The organism is Burkholderia sola (assembly GCF_905400185.1).
In the GTDB taxonomy this organism is placed as follows: Bacteria; Pseudomonadota; Gammaproteobacteria; order Burkholderiales; family Burkholderiaceae; genus Burkholderia; species Burkholderia sola.
This window is the reverse complement of sequence record NZ_FR989676.1, coordinates 650,173-669,789: the sequence shown is the minus strand read 5'-3', so window position 1 is coordinate 669,789 and position 19,617 is coordinate 650,173. Positions and strand designations below refer to the sequence as shown.

Below are 19,617 nucleotides of genomic sequence, written 5' to 3'. Positions count from 1 at the left end.
CTCCGTTGGTACGACGGAGCGCGGCCACTTGATTCGATTGAAGTGATATCCGGCCGTCATTCAACACGTTTTTCAGGACGCGCGCCGCCTGCGCCATAGCGCAGGCCGTCGATAAACAGCGCCACCAATCTCCGGGCGTCCGGTGGCTTGGGGCATTCGAGCGGGCCGCACAGGGCTCCCACCGCGCACAAGAGTTCATCCGCCTGGATGCCTGCGCGAAGTTCCCCCGCGGCGATCGCATCATCGAGGAGTGTCTGAACGACGGGGCGAAGTCGCTGCAGGAAGTAGGATGCGGCACGCGAACCGGTCCGCCTGGCATTGCTCGGCGCGGACGGCCCGAGCGGGACCTTCTCGAACGCGGACGGCCCACTCCCCTGGTGAGGTGGCCGTACGGGACATGAAGAAGGTGGGTCAACGGCCCGCTTTGCACCATCATGTGACGAGATGCAAATGCGGCGGCGGACCCCGTGACGTCCGATGCCTGCCGAAGCGCAACTCCCGCGACCGGCGCTCGATGGACACAACGGCAGGTCGCGCCCGCCCCGCCGGCCGGCGACACGTTAGCGCTTCACCGCCGCAACCGCCGGCGCACCCGAGAACGTGCCCGGTGCGCCGGTCGAGCCGTAAGCGGCTTCGCTGCGCTTGTGTTCGGCGAGGCGCTTCGCGGCCAGGCGTTCCTGCGCGGCGACGATGTCGTCCGGGTAGTTGTCGCCGTCGCCGGTCGACGGGTTGTAGCCGACGGATTCGAGGTCGAGCAACTCCTGGCGCACTTGCGCACGGGTGAGCGTCGAGTGCGATGCCTGTGCGTACGACACGGTCGGTGCGGCGAGCAGAGCGGTAGCGGCGACGGCGGCGATGGTAACGATGATCGATTTCACGATTTCCTCAGACAGTTTCGTTGCGGTTCGGCGCCGCTGCGGCAGGCCGGACCGATGGAGCAAGTTTAGGAACCCGGAACGGCCGGATAAACGGCGATTCCTGGCGAGCCGTGTTCCGGAACGCGCGAGAGTGAGCGACGCGCATGCCGCGGCGATCACGCATCCGCGGTGGCCGCGACAGCGCCTTGCGCATGGACGATGCCCGACGGGCGCGGCGCGGCCAGCGACGGCAGCCGGAAGCGCGCGGCCGCGAGATCGACGAACGCCCGCACCTTGCCGGGCAGGAATTCGCGGCCCGGATACACGAGCGACACGGTGACGCCGTCGTTCACGATCCGGTAATCGTCGAGCACGCGCATCAGCGTGCCGATGCGCAGGTCGCTCGCGACCACGTACTCGGGCAGCAGCGCGATGCCGCTGCCGGCGAGCGCGAGCTGGCGCTGCATCAGCGTGCTGTTCACCGTGATCGGTGCGTCGAGCGCGATCGTATCGATCGTGCCGTTCGGGCCGGCCCAGCGATGCGTGCGGGCGCCGGTCGCGAGACCGACGATCCGGTGCGCGGCCAGATCGACCGGCCGGCGTGGCGCGGCCGCGTCCAGCAGATAGCCGGGCGACGCGACGGCGACGAGCGACGCATGAGCGAGCGTGCGCGACACGACCGAAACCGACGTGATCATCGTGTCGGCGACGATGCCGGCGTCGAAGCCGCCGCCGAGCAGGTCGACTTCCGATTCGGTCAACGTGATGTGCAGCGACACGTCCGAATGGCGCGACTGGTAGTCGGCGAACAGGCCGGCGAGTTCCGGCGACATCGCGCTGTGCAGCACGACGACGTTCAGGTCGCCGGCGATCTGGCTCGACTCCTGCGTGGCGCGCGTTTCGATTTCGGCGAGGTCCATCAACAGCGCGCGGCATCCTTCCGCGTAGCGGACGCCGATCTCGGTGAGCACCGTCTTGCGCGTCGAGCGTTGCAGCAGCTTGACGCCCAGGTGCGATTCGAGATCGCCGACATAGCGCGTCACCAGCGACGGCGACAGATTCAGCTGGTTGGCCGCATGCGAGAAATGGTGCGTGTCCGCAACCTTGAGAAAGACCCGCATCGCACTGAACAGATGGTTCACGACGGTTCCTGGTGGAAGGCGTTGGAGAGAAGCGTGGCCCGCCGGTCACGGTGCCGGCGGACCGGGCGTCGCGTGTGCGTTCAACTGCCGAAGTAGACGTTGCAGAAGCTCACCGGGCCGACGCAGTCCGATTCCGGCGTGGACGGGTCGTTCGCCGGCGCGGCGCGAAGCGGCACGACGGCCTTCGTCGCGGCGGCGGCATGGGCGACGTTGGCGTCGTCCGATCGCGCGGCGAGTTGTGCGGTGTACGCGGGTGCCGCGACTTGCGATGCTTGCTGAACAGTCGACGGGGCCGGCCGCTGTTGTGCGTGGGCGCTGACGGCAACGCCGGAGAGTGCGATGAATGCGATTGCGAGAGGGGTAAGGACAGGCTTGAACATTTAGGATTCCGATAATGAAAGTGCGTATTTTTTCAGATCGATCCGGTATGCCGGAGTGGTCGAGTCGTCTTGTCGATGGCCGGGGAGTGTGTCGGACTTTCCGTCGAATCGTTGAACCGCCGAAGCGGGTCGACGTCATGCGAAAGGCGGGTGCGGTGCGACAAGGGCGCCGGGGCGCTCGACGCCGGGATTCGGCGCGACCGATTCACCTGGAATCGATAGTGAAAGAATGCAGGAAAACCCTGATCGCGTCCAAGGCGAATTTCCGATGCTGTCGATAAGGCAAAGCGATGATTCGTTGGGTTCGGCCTCGAAATCGATGATTTTGGAATGCGAATAAAATTGAAACGGCCGCGCGCAAGCAACCCGGCCGTCGCGTCAAGCGCGAGCAGGGGCGAAGCGGTTGTGTGGTGAATCCGTCGCGTCGTGCGTCGTTGCACGACGTCAGGATCAAGCCGAATCGCGTGCCGTCAGCGTACGCAGCGACGACAGGCTGCCGTGCTCGAGCATCTCGCGCACCAGCGCGGCGAAGGCCGTCGATGCGACGGTGCGATAGGCGCCCTTGCGGCGCAGCAGCGCGACGGTTCGCACCGGAAACGGCGGATCGAGCGGGACGTACTGCAGGTCGCGATGTTCGAACTCGATGGTGCCGGGCAGGATCGTCGCGATCTTGCCGCGACTGACGACCTTCAGCACCGCGCTGATCGAATTCGCCTGCAGCGCAACGTTCGGTTGCATGTCGTACGACTGGAAATAGCTGTCGATGTAGAAGCGCGACACGAAGCTGGTGGTCAGCAATGCGAGCGGGATGTCGGCGAGCTGCGCCGGCGTGACGGGCTCGCGTTGCGCGGTCAGCGGATGCGAGCGGCCGACCACCAGCATTAGCCGCTCGGGAAACAGCGCTTCGGCTTCGATCTCGTCGGCGCGCACGTCGACGAACCCGAACGCGAGATCGACCTGGTCGTCGCCGAGCGCCGTCTCCACCGCATCGAGCGACATCTCGGTCATCTCGATCACGATTCCCGGATGGCGTTCGTGGAACTGCTCGATGACGGGCGCGACGAGATATTCGGTGAAGGTCGGCGTGAAGCCGATCCGCAGCTTGCCGCGCGACAGGTCGTGCACGTCGTGGAGCGCGCGTTGCGCGGTGAGCAGGTCGTTGTGCGCGCGGCGCACGTAGTCGAGGTAGACGCTGCCGAAATCGGTGAGCTGGACCATGCGGCCGCTGCGGTCGAACAGTTGCGCACCGAGTTCGTCTTCGAGCTGGCGCACCTTTTGCGACAGCGCCGATTGCGACACGCTGAGCGCTTCGGCCGCGCGCGTGAAATTGCGGTGCTCGTCGATCGCGAGCAGATAGCTGATGTTGCGAAGCAGCGGGCTGCGTTGGGTGAACTTCATTTTTCGCGGGATGGGGCGCGGGTCCGGTATCCCGCCATTATGCGCCGGTGGCGGAAGGGCCGTTCGCGCTGGCGCCAGGCATCCGGCGATGAGGTCGTGGTCCGTCATTGCCAGCCGCCTCCGAGCGCCAGGAACGTCGCGATCTGGCCGTTGTTCACGTCCTGCCGGGCCGCCGCGACGGCCGTTTCGGCGGCGAGCCACGTACGTTGCGTATCGAGCGCCGCGAGGCCGCCCACGCGGCCGCCGCGCCGCAGTTCGTCGGTCCGCTCCATCACGTCGCGGGCAGCGTCACGCGACGCTTCGAGGCGCTGCAGGCGGTCGAGTGCGCCGGCATAGGTCTCGAGCGAAGTTTCGGTTTCGCGCAGCGCGGTGAGCACGGTCGCGTCGAAATGCGCGAGACTCGCGCGGCTGTCGGCCTGCGCGGCGGCGATGCGATCGCGGATCGTGCTGCGATGGAGATCCCACGTGACCATCGGACCGATTGCGAAGCGGTTCGTCAGCGGCGTGAAGAACGCGGCGGCGCCGCCCGTCGAACCGATGCTCGCGCCCAGCTTGATGTCCGGATAGAGCGCGGCCGTTTCGACGCCGATCCGTGCCGTCGACGCGGCCAGCCGGCGCTCGGCCGCGCGCACGTCGGGCCGGCGCTTCAGCAGCGCGCGCCCGTCGCCGGTCGGCAGCGGCGTGGACAGCGCTAGCGGCGTGCGGCATGCAAGCAATGCACGGTCGTAGTTTTCCGGCGGCTGGCCGGCCAGCGTCGCGAGACGGAACGCCGCGTTCAGGCGGCGCGCCTGCAGCGGCGCGAGCAACGCGCGACTGTTCTCGATGCCGCCTTGGTCGCGTTGCTGTTCGAACGTCGGCGTGCGGCCGAGCGCGATCAACTGACGGGTCAGCGCGAGGCGGCGCTGCTGGACCGCGATCGCACGCTGCAGCACGTCGATCTGGTTGCCGGCGTTGCACAGGTCCGAGTAGGCGCGCGTGACTTCGGCCGCCACGTTCACGCGCACGAGATCGCGGGCCGCGACGACGGCTTCGTTGTCCGCGAATGCGGCCTCGATGCCGCGCCGGATGCCGCCGAACAGGTCGAGGTCGTAGCTCATCGTAAGTCCCATGTTGTAGATCTCGTGACGAGGCGGTTGGACATGCGACAGCACCGACGCGGCCGATTGCTGCGTGTAGTTCGTCGACGCGTCCGCCGCGATGCCCGGCTCGCGCGCGGTACGCGTCGCCGCGAGCAACGCGTTGCTGCGTTCGAGATTGGCCTGGGCCGCGCGCAGGTCGACGTTGCTGGCGAGCGCCTTCTCGACGAGCCCGTCGAGCACCGGATCGTCGAACAGGCGCCACCAGTGATCGGGCAGCGGATCGCTCGACGCGACCGATGCGCCCGCAACGAATGTGCCGTTCGCGACCGACGCATTCACGAGCGCGTTCGACGGCACGCGATAGTCGGGGCCCACCTCCGCGCAGGCGCCGAGCGCGATGCACAGCGCGGCGATGGCGATCGTACGCAGGCTCACCATGGCAGGCTCCTGTGCACCGTGACGTCGCCCGCGCGGGGATGGATCTCGACCGACGCGGTCTGGCCGGGCACGAGCCGCACGCCGGCCGGCACCGAATCGATGACGACGCGCACCGGGATGCGCTGCGCGAGCCGCACCCACGTGAACGCCGGGTTCACGTTCGCGAGCTGCGCATCGCCGCCCGCGCGTTCGCGATCCTCGACCCCGCCGGCGATGCTCTGCACGTGGCCGCGGATTTCGCTCGCGACGCCCATCAGGTAGATGCTGGCCGGATCGCCGACATGGATGGCCGGCAGCTTGGTTTCCTCGAAGTAGCCTTCGATGCGCAGCGACGTGTCGTTCACGAGCGCCATCGCGCCCTTGCCCGCATTGAGGTAGACGCCCGGCAGCAGGCCGACGTTGGTCACCGTGCCGTCGACCGGCGCGCGCACCAGCGTGCGTTCGAGATTCAGCGCGGCGAGGTTGCGTGCGGAGCGCGCCTGCGCGAGCGCCGCGCGCAGCTTCTCGACGCGCGTCGCGCCCTGCTGCGTCGATTCTTCGGCGACGACGTCAGGCATCGCGCGATTGCGGCGGTCCTCACGCATCGCTTCGTCGAGTTCGGCCTGGTCGCTCGCGACGTTCGCGTCGGCTTGCTGGAGCGCGATCCGGTAGCGCGACGGATCGATCACGAGCAGCACCTGGCCCTTCGTCACTTTCTGGTTGTCGTGCACGCGCACGTCGGTGACGAGGCCGCTGACGTCGGGTGCGATCGGCACCACGTCGGCGCGCACCTTGCCGTCGCGCGTGAGCGGCTCGATCTGGTAGCGAATCCACAGGCCGTAGATCGCGCCGAGAATGGCGACGAGGATCGCGACCGTCAGGGCGGTGCGCAACAGGGGAATGATTTGCTTCATGTTCAGGAAAGGAGCCGGTACGGGAAATACGCGTCGGCGAGACGGGCGATGCCCCACCACAGCAGAAAGAAGGTCGCCAGTTCGAGCAGCGCCGGTTGCCAGAGCAGCACGCGCAGCGGCAGGCGCAGCAGCACGCCGCGCAGCAGGAACGTGACGGTCAGCGCGACGACCGCCCACGCCAGCGCGGACGGCAGATAGATGCCGAAAATGTGGATTTCTTCGATCATCGCGTCGTCCCTTCGACGAGTTGCACATGCGGGAACAGGTTGCAGCGCATGCCGACGAGCGCGAGCAGCGTTGCGTCGTCGCGGCCGGTCGTGTTGCGCGCGGCCGCGCCGATCGCCTGGTTCAGCGTGCGCATCAGCGACGCGGTGGCGGGAACCGGATGGTGCGCGTCGGCGCGGGCGCGATACAGGGCCGACACGGCCGCGAGCGCCGCTTCGATCGCGTCGCGCGTGGGCCCGTCGCCGCTCGCGAGGCCCTGCCGCACCTGGATGATGTTGCGGCCGATGCGCAGGTCGCTCAGCCCGTCGACCGCATGCAGTGCGTCGCCCGGATTCGCGAATGCCATGCGCGCGGCCACCTGGCCGAGCCGGTCGACCGCGCGCGCGGTCCAGGCGGGCGCATCGAGCGGCCGGTGCGGATCGGCCATCTGTGCAAGATCGGCCCAGTTCTGGCGCACGATCCGGTAAGCCGTCCAGCGTGTGCTGGCCGAACGGAACAGTTTGGTCACGACGAGCGTCGTGACGATGCCGCCGACCTGCGCGAGCCCGGTATTGAGGAACAGCGCGAAATCGGCCTGGAAACGATCGAGAAAACCCATGGCGACGATGAAGCAGGAGAACATCGGAAGGGCGCGCGCGGTGCGCGCCGGATCGGCCTGGATGTAGCCCATCCAGATGAAGGCGGGCGCGAGCGTCAGGATCAGCATTCCGGCGCCGTCGACCCGCGGCAGGATCACGAACAGGTACAGCGCGGCCAGCGGAAAGGTGGCGAGCGTCGCGGCGAGGTAGCGGCCGATCGCCGGCGCGGGATCGTCCTGCGCCGCGAACGAACAGGTGACGAGCGCGGCGAAGGCGGCGGTCGCCGATCCGTTCGGCCAGGCGAGCAGGATCCACACCGCGCAATAGAGAATGATCGCGGTGGTGGTCGCGGCGCCGGCGAGCAGCGCGAGACCGTGATCGCGCGACAGCCGGAAGCGGCGCATGCCGTCGGCCGGCGGCAGGTGGCGTTCGAGCTCGGCGTCGCTTTCCGCGAAGGTGCGCACCAGCCCGCGTGCCGCGTGCAGCGTGTCGATGAAATCGGCGGTGCGGTCGAACAGGTTCGCGGCCAGCAGCGACGTCCAGGTCGGATCGACCAGGCGTTCGGCCGCGAGCGCGCGGCAGCGTGCGGCGAGGCCGACGTCGAGCGCTTCGCCGACCTCCTGCGAGGCGTTCAGGTCGTCGATCACGGCTTCGACCAGCGCGGCCGTTTCCGCGTCGACCGCATTCAGCGAACGCAACTGGTCGAGCCGGTTCGCGGCGGCCGATGCGACCGACAGCAACGCCGCAAGGCGATGCTGCAGTGCCGTGACCGTATCGCGCGTCGCGAGCGCGAAGCGCTGGTCGAACGGCAGCGTCGTCGCGATCATGCCGAGCTCGGTGACGTCGGCCGCGAGCTTGCGGCGATGCTCGTGCTCGAGCCGCGTGTGATGCGTGCCGAACGCGTTGGCAGTCCAGCGGCACGCATCGCCGAGAAACGACAGCGCGCGCTCGTGGATCACCGGCCGGCTGTTCGCGGGCTTCAGCAGCATGTGCGTGATCGTCACGCACAGGATCGCCACCGTCATTTCCTCGACGCGCGACACCGCGGTGATGAAGATGTTGGCCGGATCGTCGAGATACGGAAAGCAGATCACGGCCGAGCTGAACGCCGCCATCTGGAACAGAAACGCGCGCGGCGTGCGGTCGAGCACCGCGAGATAGATGCAGAAGCCGATCCACAGCGCGAGGCACAGCACGAGCAGCACCGGCGAGTTCTGCAGATTGGGTGCGACCGCAACGGTCACCACCGCACCCGCCGCGATGCCCGCGAGCCGATAGATCGTCTTCGGACGGAATGCGCCGGCCATCGGCTGCGCGGTCACGTAGACGGTCAGCAGCGCCCACCACGGGCGCGGGAAGCTGACCGTGAATGAGATCAGCAGCACGAGCGCGGCCGCGATAAAAGTGCTGATCGAGAAAAGGAGTTTTCGCGGATCGATGGAGAATGGGTCGCGCGGCCGAAGCGGCGCGACAGTGGCTTGCGACACGTCGGGTTCCTCTGGCGAAACGGGCGAAGGGGGTATTGCGGCGGCGGCGCGCTACGGCGTCGGGGGCGGCGTGCCGTGCGTGAGCTCGTGCGGCGCCGGTCGGCGGCACGCGCGAAGCGGGAGGAGGGCAGGCTGTGTGGAAAGAAGCGACCACACGAAACGGGATGTTCTGGCAGGCATGTCAAGCACGAGTGCGCGCCTTTTCCTTTTTATTCAAGCGCATGGCCACGCGTTGGGGGACGACGGGCGCCACGGAAACTCGGTACGAAGGATCAGGGTTTCATTCGATTGCGATGGACGAAATTGTGCGCTGCGGCGCGCGCGGCGTCCAAGTCGGATTTCCGACCGGGGCAATCGGTTTTACTTATCGTGCGGCATGCGGGCGCGCGCGAATGCCGATCGATGCCGTCATGGATCGATCGGCGGAACAATGGCCGACGCGCGACGCGCTGCCCGAAGAGAATCGGTTGCATGCGCAACCGGATTGGGCGGGATGAGGGCCGTCAGTCGCCGAACAACTGCCCCTGCCCGGAGATCACGCGTTCGAAATCGTCGCGCAGGAACGGCAGGATCGCATCGGCGACGGGCTGAAGCTGGCGGCTCAGGTAGAAAGCATAGTCGATCGGCGAGCGCATCGTTTCAAGCGGCTCGGGGCCGGCCGTCGTCATCACGTAGCTGATCCAGCCGCCGCGCTGATACTGCAGCGGCCGGCCTTGCGCATGATTGAACTCGTCGGCGATGCGCGCCGCGCGCACGTGGGGCGGCACGTTCCGTTCGTATTCGCGCAGCGGCCGGCGCACGCGCTTGCGGTACACGAGCTGATCGTCGAATTCGCCGGCCAGCGTGCGGCGTACGTAGTCGCGAATGAAATCCTGGTACGGTTCGAGCCTGAACACGCGCCGGTACAACTCGCGCTGGAATTGCTGCGCGAGCGGCGTCCAGTCGGTGCGCACCGTTTCGAGCCCCTTGAACACGAGGTCCTCGCCGCCGTCGGCCGTCGCCGCGAGGCCGGCGTACCGCTTCTTGCTGCCTTCTTCCGCACCGCGCACGGTCGGCATCAGGAAGCGGCGGTAATGCCGCTCGTATTGCAGCTCCAGCGCGCTGTCGAGTCCGAACTGTTCGCGCAGGTGCGCTTGCCACCAGCGATTCACGTGTTCGACGAGCGCACGGCCCTTCGCGCCGGCTTCGTCGTCGTCATGCGCGCGGCCGAGCCACACGAACGTCGAATCGGTATCGCCGTAAATCACTTCGTAACCCTGAGCTTCGATCAGTTGACGCGTGCGGTGCATGATCTCGTGGCCGCGCATCGTGATCGACGACGCGAGGCGCGGGTCGAAGAAGCGGCAGCCCGTCGAGCCGAGCACGCCGTAAAACGAATTCATGATGATCTTCAGCGCCTGCGACAGCGGTGCGTTGCGCTGCCGCTTCGCGTCGTCGCGGCCTTCCCACACGCGCCGCACGATGTCGGGCAGGCAGTGCGCGGTGCGCGAGAAACGCGCGCCGAGAAAACCGGGCACCGATGCGTCGTCGCCGGGATGCGCGAGCCCCTCGATCAGGCCGACCGGATCGATCAGGAACGTGCGGATGATCGACGGATAGAGGCTCTTGTAGTCGAACACGAGCACCGAGTCGTACAGCCCGGGGCGCGAATCCATCACGAAGCCGCCGGGGCTGTTCTGCCCCGTCACGTCGCCGAGGTTCGGCGCGACATAGCCGAGTCGATGCATGCGCGGCAGGTACAGGTGCGTGAACGCCGCGACCGACCCGCCGGTGCGATCGGCAGCCAGCCCCGTGACGCTCGCGCGTTCGAGCGCGAAGGACAGCAGGTCGGCCTTGTCGAAGATGCGCGTGACGAGCTCGCAATCCTTCAGGTTGTAGCGCGCGAGCGCGGGCTTGTCGTGATCGAAGCGGCGCTGGATCTCGTCCATCCGCTGGTACGGATTGTCGATCGACTTGCCTTCGCCGAGCAGCGATTGCGACACGTATTCGAGGCTGAACGACGGGAAGGTCCACGTCGCGGATTTCAGCATGTCGATGCCGTCGAGGATCAGCCGGCCGGCCGCGCCCGCGAAGAAGTGGTCGGGCTGCTGACCGTGCGCGCGCCAGTCGAGCACGCTGCCGCCGCGCCCGAGTTTCAGCGGCACGCCGTATTGCTCCGCGTGCGCGTGCAGGATGCGCAGGTCGAACTGCACGAGATTCCAGCCGATCACCGCGTCGGGCTCGTGCTCGTCGAACCAGTCGTTGAGCCGCGCGAGCATCGTGGCGCGGCTGTCGCAGTAGTCGAGGTTGAAGTCCAAGGCGCCTGCGCTGCCGCTTGCGTCGCCGTTCGGCGGCCCGAGCATGTAGACCTGTCGTTGCCCGCAGCCTTCGAGCGCGATCGAGTACAACTCGCCGTGGACGCTGGTTTCGATGTCGAGCGACACGCAGCGCAGCGCCGGGCGATAGCCGGTTGCGGGCTTCAGCTCGCCGCCGGTGAGCGTGCCGTCGGGGCCGGGTTGCCCGCGAAACTGCACGCACGCCGTGATGAAGCGCTCCATCGCGTAGCGGTCGGGCGGCTGCACGTCGGCTTCGTAGACGTCGACACCGGCGGCGGCGAGCCGCTTCTGCAGCCCGGACAGATGGCGATAGCGCTTGCAATAGAGGCCGACGACGGGGCGCTGCCGGAAGTCGCGCAGCGCGAGCGGGCGCAACTCGGCTTCGCGCTCGCCGGCCAGCGTGCGTTCGGCGAGCGCCTGCTGTTCGGCCGGAATGAACGCGACGGCTTCCTGCGGGCGCAACCGTACGCGGCGCGGACCGTGTTCGGTTGCCAGCCAGAACTCGATCTCGATGCCGGATGCGGTGTCCCGCCAGTGGCGGGTGAGGATGAAACCCTGCTCGAACGCCGTCAAAACGCTTGCTCGTCGTGGATGCTCAGGCGGCGGATTTTAGCGCCTGGAAGCGCTTCGCGCCGGCGGCGGCCATCTGGCATCAGGTGGCAGGAAGGCGGAGCGCGACGCGCCATCCCGTCTGGGCCGCATCGATCGGCTGCAGCAACCAGCGGCGCGCGGCGATCGTATTGCGCTTCTGCGTGACGTATTCGTCTACCGCGAGTTCAAGGGTATCGTCGCCGACGCGGGACAGTGTCGCGGCGGCGCCGGAGCCGTCCGCGAATTCGATGACGGCGGGATGCGGCTGGGCGGTGCGCGGCGCATCGCGGTCGAGCGTCACGATGCTGCCCGGGTAGAGGTGCGAATGGTTTGTCCGCAGCAGGACGGCAGTGGGCATGAAAAGCGCTCCGGAAAACGCCGGCCTGGGCGACGTGAGCCGGCTTCCGGAGCCTACATGAAGGTGAGCGTTTGCGGGATCATGGCTGGCAGACGCCAGGATGTGCGGTGCCTGAGGCCAGACTCGAACCGGCGCCCCCTCAAACATGCCCCTCATGCTCGATCGCCCGTCCCGGCGACGAGCGCGCGGCGACCTGCATCGGCACCCCCGACACCCTCGCCGCCCGCTTCGCCCACATCGCCGTCAGAATCGGCACGAGAATCGCCGTCACGAGGCACGCGGTTGCGACGATCGCCGTCGCCGCCGGCACCATCGGCTTGAACTTCGGGATCATCTCGCCGATGATCGCCGGGTTCGCGACCGCGGCGCCGGCCGTCGACGACGCGGCCAGCCCGGCCGTCCCGTTGCCGCCGCCCAGGAACTTGTCCGCCAGAATCAACGGCACGCCCGTCACGACGATCACCGCGAGCCCGAGCGCGATACCCGGCAGCCCGCTCTTCGCGATCACGTTCAGATCGATGCCGTTGCCGAGCGCGAAGCCGAAGAACGGGATCAGCGGATGGACGCAGCGCCCGAACAAGTCGCGCAGCTGCACATCGAGATTGCCGAGCGTGAAGCCGATCAGGAATGGCAGCACCGCGCCGACGAAAAGCCGCGTCTCGAACACCGCGACGCCGGCCGCGCCGAGAATCAGCATGCTGACGAGCGGCCCCGATTCGATCGACATCAACACGAACGCACCGGCTTCTTCCTTGGTGCCGTATTGCTGCATCACGGCCGCATAGAGGCCGCCGTTGGTCATGTCCATCGACGTCGTGATCGCGAGCAGCGACAGGCCCGCGAACAGGCCCGTGCGGATACCGTCGTCGGGGATGAACCGCGCGGCGATCAGCGTCGCGAGCCATGCGACCACGATCTTCGTCGCGAGCAGCGTGCCCGATTTGCGCAGCACGACGCCCGTCGCGCGCAGGTCGATCGTCGCGCCCATGCAGAAGAACCAGACGGCGAGGATCGGCACCGTGCCCGCGATCAGGCCGTTGGTGAACGAGCCGAAGTACTTCCCGGCGTTCGGGGCGAACGTGTGCACGCACGCGCCCAGCAGCATCGGGACCAGCATGAGCCCGCCCGGAATGCGGTCGATGGCCTGTTTCAGCTTCACGTCTCCTCCGTGGACGTCGATGCGTCCCGTTGTCGAATGATGTCTGCTGACTGACTATAGGACATGATTCGGAACGGTGGTCCGTTTTTATGCGTTTCGATGGTCGTCGTATCATCCGGAAGCGACGACCGTCGCGCAGGATTGAGCGAGTGCCGGCCGCGAACCGGCAAACCGAGAAAACGATAGGGCGTAGCGGGCGAATGATGAAGATGAAAACGACGATGCGCATCGGCATCGCGATGCTGGTGCTCGGTGCGAGCGTGGGCGCGAACGGCGCGCACGCAAAGAGCGCGGTCGATTGCGGGAAGCTCGACGCGGCCACGAGCGGCCCGGACGACAACTTCCGGCCGCCGGCGTCCGGCACGGTCGTCGGCACGGGGCGCGCGTATTTCTACTCTGCGCCCGACGCGCAGTGCATCACGAAGCGTACCTTCATCGTTCCTGGCGATTCGGTGACCGTCTACAAGTCGCACGGGCGCTGGTACAACATCATGTACGTGAACGGCAAGACCGGCGACGACGTCGAAGGATGGGTCGAGCAGGATCGCGTGCGCGTCGGCGGTCAATACGGCGCGCAGTAGTCGCCTTCGGCGTCGCCGCTACACCGTCGCCCATGCGACGTCGCGCTTCAGGTTCTTCGCGCGCAGCGGCCGCTGGTACAGGTATCCCTGCGCGTACTGGATCCCGACCGCATGCAGCGCGCGATGCTGGGTTTCCGTCTCCACGCCTTCCGCGACGATCTTCATGCCGTAGTGGTGCGCGACGGTCGCGATCCCTTCGATCAGCTTCGCGCTGCCGCTGTCCAGTTGCGAGACGAACTGTCGATCGATCTTCACGTAGTCGAAAGGGAAGCGCGACAGCATGTCGAGATTGCTGTGATGCGTGCCGAAATCGTCGATCGCGAACTTCGCGCCTTTGGATCGCAGCGCCTGGAAGATCTCGGTGGTGCGCGCGTTCTTCTCGAGCAGGATGCGCTCGGTGACTTCGAGCACCAGCGTGAAGCCGGGCGGCAGCGCGCGGATCGTTTCCTCGACGACGGCCACGAACCGCGCGCGCTCGAGATCCCGCGGCGCCACGTTCACGGCGATGCGCAGCGGCGCGGACGGCGTCAGCGCGGTCAGCTCGGACACCGCCGTGCGCAACACGAATTCGGTGACCTTCGGCAGCAGCGTGCTCGATTCCACCTGCGGGATGAACACGGCCGGGCTGATGGCCCCCCACTTCGGATGGTGCCAGCGCAGCAGCGCCTCGACGCCGACCGTCCTGCGCGTCTGCACGTCGACGATCGGCTGGTATACGACATGGAATTCGTTGCGCCTGAGCGCGTGGCGCACGGCCTTCAGCAACAGCCGCCGCGGCGCCATCGCGAGCAGGTAGGCGGCCATCACGAGGCTGTCGGCCAGCAGGACGATCGTCGCGCAAATCAGCCGGTCGTGGCGCTGGACCTGTGACGCGTAGCGCGCCGATGCGACGACCGACACCTTGAACGGCCAGCGCTGCGACGCAATCGTGCTGCCGCCCGTGGGGCCGGCGTCCGTGTCCGGCGCGAACGTCCCGTGCTGATCGAGGCGGCCCGACCCCGCGATCGACAGCGTGGCCGTTTCCGCCCCGTTGGCGGTGCCGAGGGCGAGCGCGTCGGCCACGTAGTCGCCTTCGATCAGGTACAGGACGCCCGCGCCGCGCGCAGTGGCGCGGAATGCGTACAGCACCGGAATGCCGCGCTGGAACGCCGTCTGGCGCAGCAGCGTGACGGTCATCGATCCCGGTTCGGGCTCGCGCGCATACTTGACGAGCGGCACGTCGATCGAGCCGAGCGCCGACGAACATATGACGCGGCCGTCGTTCACCAGCGCGACCGCACGCAGATAGCGCAGGCGAGTGCCCACTTCGGCCAGCGTCCGGAACACCGTCGCGCACGGCTGTCCGACCAGCGCGGTCAGCTCGTCCGCGTGGCGGAGGCGCACGCCGTCCAGGATGCGGTCCACGGAAGCCACGATGTCGTGGGCCACGGCGCGCTCATGCGCGGTGACGGTATCGCGGGCGTAGCGGTCGGCCAGCACGATCGCGAACGCGGGCACGAGCACGCAAATGATCACGGCGGCGAAAAGGACGACGCGCGGCCACGCGCCGCCGAAAAGATGCGTCGAGCCGGGCGGGAGCGCCCGTAATCCCGCGGTTGCCTTTGGTGTTGTACGCATGGCGTGGCAAGTCGAACCGGTCGGTGCGCCGACGGCGCGCAAGCCGCATGCCTGATTCGGACCATGCGGCTTGCGCGCCGGTTTCGGGACGCCGATCGAGTCGGGCGTCGCGACGGCATCCGCTCGGCCAGTCGCGATCAGCCATTCATCTGGCAGCATTCCTTAAGAACATGCGCACATTCGGCATGTATCTCGATGTAACGTACCGAAAAAAGCCCCGGCCGCACGGTGCGTGCAGCCGGGACAAAAGACACCGTCTCTTGGCACGAGGATGGTGCGTGGCAAGTATAAGATGCGGCGCGCCATTACGTAATATCGTTGTCTAAAAATTGATGATGTTTCGGGATTGCGTCTCGAAAAGAAACATTTCAATAGGGCGCCGTGGTCGGCAATTTGCCGCCAGCGCGTCAAACCGGAGCGTTGCGATGAAAGAAAATGCCACACCGACGGTCATCGTGACCGATGGCGCCGCCGCGGCGGACGGCGGTTCGCTGTGGATCCGGATTTCGGTGGACGGGGAGGCCCGCGACTATTCGCTCGATCGCGCGCTCGCGTCGCGTGGTACGCCGCGTTACGACAGCATCCGCGGCGCGCACGGCGTGCTGTCGGAAAGAGAGCGACGGGAATTGCGGGGGTTGCTGGCGCGCATCGCCGACCCCGCGATGTGGGCCGGCATCGTCGGCACGTTCATCCAGGTGCTGACGCGCCCCGACGAGCCATGAACGATGCGGTGCCGGCGGCGCGTCAGAAGTCGTTGCGCATCTTGTGGAGCAGGCCGCTGGGCGACTGGTGCGTGTCCACGGCGGTGAGGACATCGGTCACGAACCACGGCAGGTTCAACTGCGTATCGGAATCGCCGACGCAGACGCGGATCGGCGGCGCGCTGGACGGCGAATGGGCGCCTTGCGCGGCATCCCGCGACGGCACGCAATTTTTCGCGTAGGCCTGAACCGGAACCGGCGCGATGCCGGAGGACGCACCGGCGAAGGCCGGCGCGGACACGCCGATGGTGGCAAACAGGGTCAGGGCAGCGGCAAGGGCGACGCGTTTCATGAGGGTTCTCCGGCGATGCACGTTCGACCATGCGAGCCGCCGTGAGTTCGTGGGCGCAACATGCGAGTCACTTCCCCGAACAGACTGCTGGCCGCGTACAATGCCGGCCGTCCGCGTCTGCCGCTCGCCGCAGGCCGCACCACTGCCGCGGCGACTCGCCGCACGGGTGTCGTTCCACGCATGTATATTGTCGCCGTGCATCGATCGGCCGGCGATATCGCGCCGCTTCGTTTGCACGTCTCTGTGCGCGCGCACTGCCAACCCGCCCGAGCGCGGTGCTCGCGGCGAAGCGTCCAGAGCAATTACAAGAACCAGAGAGCGTTCCGAGCCCGCCCATGAGCGATACCGAAGTCGTTTTTCAAATAACCGCGGACGATCTCGTCCACGCCTACCGCCTGCATCTTTGGCGCAGGTACAACTGGAAATACCTGCTCAAGTCATTTGCGATCGGTGCGATCGTGTACATCGTCCTGCTGGTCGGCGGCGTCCGGATAGCAAGCGGACATTTTCCGGAATGGCGCTATGTCTGGATGGCCGCGGGAATCGCGGCTGTCGTCGCGATCGGCGTGCCCATCCTGAATCATCTGATACTGCCGCGCGCAGGTCGCAAGATTTACGACCAGCAAAGGACGCTTCATCAGGTTCACACGGTCATTTTCCAAGGCGACCGGTTCATTGTCGAAACGCCGACTTCGCGCGACGAAATTCACTACGCGGATCTCATTCACTGGAGCGAGGATCGTCAAATGATCCTGCTGTATCAGTCATCGGTGATGTTCCGCGTGGTACCGAAGCGCGTGCTGAACGACGGACAAGTGGCATTCCTGTATCGAGTGCTGCTTCAGAACGGCGTGCACAAAGTCTAGCGGGCCGTGGCCGGACGGCCTGCGCCGTCCGGGTTTCAACGCGCGCTTGCGGCCAGGAGGCCCCGCGCATCCCATCACTGATACCCGTAACACTGCTTCAACCCCGCGTAGTCGTAGAAGTGGCTGTCCGGCGCGATCTTCGCGCCGTCGCACGCGGCCTGGAAATCCGTCTCGCGCTCGTTGTACAGCATCTTCACGATGAGGCGCGATCCGTTGCGATAGACATCCCACTGCATGTTCGCGGCCATCGGCGACACCTGGTCGCCGCGCCACGGATTGTTCGCATACGTGTACGTCTGCGCCTGAGGCGTCGGCACGAACACGTTCTTCAGGTTCATGATCGACGCGAACGGAATCACGATCTCCGCATGCGTGAAGCGCAGCTTCGCGGCGTGCGTCAGGTCGCCGCGCGCGATCGCGTCGACTTCGCCGAAGAAATCGTCCTGCAGCACCTTCGCCATCCGGTACGTCACCGGGTTCGCTTCCTGGATGCCGGGCCCCTTCTGATAGTAGTCCTCGGCATCCTGCAGATACGCGAGATACTGCGCCTGCTCCGCGCCGATGTACTTTTCCATCGTGACGCCGCCGGTTTCCGCGGTCATGGCCGGCGCCACCTGCAGCAGGTTGTACAGCACGTTCACCGCATCGACGGCGGTCGCGATCTTCGTCTTGCCGTCGCCTTTCAGCGTGTTGGTGAACTTGCCATCCGTCGACGTGAACGCATAGGTGCCGGTGTTCGCGAATGTGTAGCCGTCGGCGCCGAGCTTCGCGATGAAGGCCGGCGACACGAGCGCGGACAGCACCGTTTGCGCGACGTCGGCGGCCTGCGGCGCGGCCTTGATCGCCTTCAGCTTCGCGGCCACCGTCGCGTCGTTTGCATAGGTCTGGTACGCCTGGCTCGCCTGATAGGTCGCGTAGTACGGATCGCTCGTGTCGGTCACGAGATCGGTGGCCGGCTTCAGCGAATGGAAATACAGCAGGAAGCGGTTGGTGCCGGCCGGCTGCGCGACCGGTGCGCTCGCCGGATAGCCGGCCGGCGCGGCCGGCAGCGTGATGGCCGGCGCCAGCGCCGGCTGCGCGGCAACCAGTGCCGCCGAGAAATACGTCGAACTGTCGACCGCGCGATCCTGACCCGAGTTGACGACGACCACCTGCCGGTTGCCCGCCGCGAACAGCGCGGGTAGCCGCTGCGCGAGACGCGCGGCAAGTTGCTGATGTTCGCGGATGCCGGTTTGCGTGAGGTTGCCGTACCCGGGTGTCGAGATGCCCTGTACGCCGTAGCCGAGCAGCGCATTGGCCTTCATCATCGCGTACGTGTCGGCCTTGAGCTGCACGCCGAGCGGCGTCAGCGCGCCGTCGGCCTCGGCCTTGACCAGCATCGCGTAGATCGCGCCGTCGTATTTGAAGCCCGACAGCCCGCGCGAGCCATGACGGGCGACGAGTTCGGTATAGACGGGCGCGTAGCCGGCCGGCGGCGCTTCGTACGTCGCGGCGTCCTGCTGCGGGCGGTACGGCGTCTTCGTCTGGTAGTAGGTCGCGGGTGCCGGAGTCGGCGTGGGCTGAGGTTGCGGCTGCGGTGCGGGCGCCGTGCCGTTGTTGTCGGCCGACGTGGCGGGCGGCGTCGAGTCATCCCCGCCGCAAGCGGCGAGCAACAGGCAGGCAATCGCGAGGGCGGTGGTGGTGCGGGTCGGGCGTGTCATCGTGGCGGGCAACGGACGGCACGATGCGCATGCGCGTCGCGCCGTCTCCGGGGCAATGTGGTCGAACCCCGAAGTGTTGCAAGCGACTTTGACAGCAGAATGTCAGAATGCGGTCGGACAATTGTCGGATTGCCGCCGAATCGACGATGATGGCCGGCCACGGCCGGCCCGTGTGCGGGCGTTCAGTGCAGCCCGGCCGATGCGATCGAGCGCACCGTATCGGTGATGTTCACGCAGCGCGACAGCCCGAAATGCTCGGCTTCACGGCGTTCCGGTTCGCTGCTCGCGATCCCGACCGCGCGCTCGCGCGGCACGCCGAGCGCTTGTAGCGCGACATCGAACGGATGCTGATTCGATCGGGAGTCCTGTTGATTGGTGTCCGTGACGACGACCGAGAAGCGGTCGAGGTTCGCGCGGCCGAACTGGCCTTCGAACATGTCGTTGAGCCGCGCGGCCGGCAGCGTCGTGACGAGGCCGAGCCGATAGCCTTCTTCCGATGCGCGGTCGAGCCACTGGATGATTGCATCGCGCTGATGGCGCGACTCTCGCGAATCCGGGGTTGCTTCGATCTGGGCGAATGCTGCGTCGAGACGGGTGACGATGGCTTCGATGACCACGGTGATTCCTTTTCAGAAACGTGATGATCCGTTCGCCGACGGGAATGCCACACACCTTAGCGTCGATCCGGAAAACGCGACCAATTAATATTTTTAGCCGACTCATACGATTCGACTAATGAATGGGGCGGCAAGCCAGAGCGGGCGCGGGCTGTGTGTCGCGCGGCATGCCCCGCATGAATGGAATCGTGTCGACGGCGTTCAACGTGATGCACCAGCGTGGCGCGCATGGTGAATGCATCGAGCATATGCATATAAAAAAACGACATATCGAGCGATGCCG

General features: G+C 66.8%; 20 protein-coding genes. 4 read left to right on the top strand and 16 right to left on the bottom strand.

All coding sequences use genetic code 11. From position 1 onward, the window contains the following. Window positions 1-56: 56 nt before the first annotated feature. The 9 genes from KR541_RS37050 to KR541_RS19505 form a co-directional block, all read right to left on the bottom strand. Window positions 57-524: an SbtR family transcriptional regulator gene (locus tag KR541_RS37050; protein ID WP_414590645.1), complete on the bottom strand. Its 468-nt coding sequence runs from the start codon at window positions 522-524 to the stop codon at window positions 57-59. 36 nt (window positions 525-560) lie between these two features. Then, the gene (locus tag KR541_RS19540) at window positions 561-878 is read right to left on the bottom strand and encodes a DUF4148 domain-containing protein (RefSeq protein ID WP_050017159.1); all 318 of its coding nucleotides are present in this window, start codon (window positions 876-878) and stop codon (window positions 561-563) included. A gap of 155 nt (window positions 879-1,033) precedes the next feature. Further along, a complete protein-coding gene (locus tag KR541_RS19535; RefSeq protein ID WP_162838129.1) occupies window positions 1,034-1,999 on the bottom strand; it encodes a LysR family transcriptional regulator in 966 nt (321 codons plus the stop codon). 80 nt (window positions 2,000-2,079) lie between these two features. Beyond that, window positions 2,080-2,379, bottom strand: coding sequence for a hypothetical protein (locus KR541_RS19530; protein ID WP_050017128.1), 300 nt, complete (start codon window positions 2,377-2,379; stop codon window positions 2,080-2,082). A 450-nt stretch (window positions 2,380-2,829) separates the two neighbouring features. Then, window positions 2,830-3,777 (bottom strand): transcriptional regulator CynR, encoded by a 948-nt coding sequence (cynR, locus tag KR541_RS19525; RefSeq protein ID WP_200891636.1) that lies wholly within the window; start codon window positions 3,775-3,777, stop codon window positions 2,830-2,832. Between the two features lie 104 nt (window positions 3,778-3,881). Next, window positions 3,882-5,294, bottom strand: a complete 1,413-nt coding sequence (locus KR541_RS19520; protein ID WP_050017126.1) for an efflux transporter outer membrane subunit — start codon at window positions 5,292-5,294, stop codon at window positions 3,882-3,884. Further along, on the bottom strand, window positions 5,288-6,187 hold the full coding sequence (locus KR541_RS19515) for an efflux RND transporter periplasmic adaptor subunit (protein ID WP_050017125.1): 900 nt from the start codon (window positions 6,185-6,187) through the stop codon (window positions 5,288-5,290). Before KR541_RS19515 ends, KR541_RS19520 begins: the two co-directional genes overlap by 7 nt. Window positions 6,188-6,189: 2 nt before the next feature. Then, complete coding sequence (locus tag KR541_RS19510) at window positions 6,190-6,414, bottom strand: DUF1656 domain-containing protein (protein WP_050017124.1); 225 nt, start codon at window positions 6,412-6,414, stop codon at window positions 6,190-6,192. Further along, window positions 6,411-8,477 carry an FUSC family protein gene (locus tag KR541_RS19505; protein WP_050017123.1) on the bottom strand — a complete coding sequence of 689 codons (2,067 nt, stop codon included), beginning with the start codon at window positions 8,475-8,477 and terminating at the stop codon, window positions 6,411-6,413. Before KR541_RS19505 ends, KR541_RS19510 begins: the two co-directional genes overlap by 4 nt. A 164-nt stretch (window positions 8,478-8,641) precedes the next feature. Here KR541_RS19505 and KR541_RS19500 point away from each other — a divergent pair, with 164 nt between their 5' ends. Beyond that, window positions 8,642-8,974: a hypothetical protein gene (locus tag KR541_RS19500; RefSeq protein WP_150123360.1), complete on the top strand. Its 333-nt coding sequence runs from the start codon at window positions 8,642-8,644 to the stop codon at window positions 8,972-8,974. Window positions 8,975-8,980: 6 nt separating this feature from the next. On the opposite strand, the gene KR541_RS19495 is transcribed toward KR541_RS19500, so the two are convergent. The 3 genes from KR541_RS19495 to kdgT form a co-directional block, all read right to left on the bottom strand. After that, window positions 8,981-11,365, bottom strand: a complete 2,385-nt coding sequence (locus KR541_RS19495) for a DNA polymerase II (RefSeq protein ID WP_216089738.1) — start codon at window positions 11,363-11,365, stop codon at window positions 8,981-8,983. Between the two features lie 79 nt (window positions 11,366-11,444). Next, entirely contained in the window at window positions 11,445-11,741 is a 297-nt protein-coding gene (locus KR541_RS19490) for a hypothetical protein (protein WP_050017120.1), read from the bottom strand. A 139-nt stretch (window positions 11,742-11,880) separates the two neighbouring features. After that, on the bottom strand, window positions 11,881-12,900 hold the full coding sequence (kdgT, locus tag KR541_RS19485) for a 2-keto-3-deoxygluconate transporter (RefSeq protein WP_050017119.1): 1,020 nt from the start codon (window positions 12,898-12,900) through the stop codon (window positions 11,881-11,883). A gap of 209 nt (window positions 12,901-13,109) precedes the next feature. Here kdgT and KR541_RS19480 point away from each other — a divergent pair, with 209 nt between their 5' ends. Further along, the gene (locus tag KR541_RS19480) at window positions 13,110-13,481 is read left to right on the top strand and encodes a hypothetical protein (protein ID WP_089490025.1); all 372 of its coding nucleotides are present in this window, start codon (window positions 13,110-13,112) and stop codon (window positions 13,479-13,481) included. 18 nt (window positions 13,482-13,499) lie between these two features. Here the strand turns inward: KR541_RS19480 and KR541_RS19475 are convergent, their stop codons facing one another. After that, on the bottom strand, window positions 13,500-15,098 hold the full coding sequence (locus KR541_RS19475; protein WP_050017118.1) for an EAL domain-containing protein: 1,599 nt from the start codon (window positions 15,096-15,098) through the stop codon (window positions 13,500-13,502). Between the two features lie 425 nt (window positions 15,099-15,523). Between KR541_RS19475 and KR541_RS19470 the strand changes: the two genes are divergently transcribed. Then, a complete protein-coding gene (locus KR541_RS19470) occupies window positions 15,524-15,820 on the top strand; it encodes a hypothetical protein (RefSeq protein WP_050017117.1) in 297 nt (98 codons plus the stop codon). 22 nt (window positions 15,821-15,842) lie between these two features. On the opposite strand, the gene KR541_RS19465 is transcribed toward KR541_RS19470, so the two are convergent. Next, window positions 15,843-16,151, bottom strand: a complete 309-nt coding sequence (locus KR541_RS19465) for a hypothetical protein (protein ID WP_050017116.1) — start codon at window positions 16,149-16,151, stop codon at window positions 15,843-15,845. 335 nt (window positions 16,152-16,486) lie between these two features. Between KR541_RS19465 and KR541_RS19460 the strand changes: the two genes are divergently transcribed. Continuing rightward, the gene (locus KR541_RS19460) at window positions 16,487-17,017 is read left to right on the top strand and encodes a YcxB family protein (protein ID WP_089489973.1); all 531 of its coding nucleotides are present in this window, start codon (window positions 16,487-16,489) and stop codon (window positions 17,015-17,017) included. 74 nt (window positions 17,018-17,091) lie between these two features. Here KR541_RS19460 and KR541_RS19455 read toward each other — a convergent pair whose 3' ends face one another. Then, window positions 17,092-18,717, bottom strand: a complete 1,626-nt coding sequence (locus tag KR541_RS19455) for a histidine-type phosphatase (RefSeq protein ID WP_176016733.1) — start codon at window positions 18,715-18,717, stop codon at window positions 17,092-17,094. Window positions 18,718-18,899: 182 nt separating this feature from the next. Further along, window positions 18,900-19,334, bottom strand: a complete 435-nt coding sequence (locus KR541_RS19450; RefSeq protein WP_050017113.1) for an HAD family hydrolase — start codon at window positions 19,332-19,334, stop codon at window positions 18,900-18,902. Window positions 19,335-19,617 lie beyond the last annotated feature (283 nt).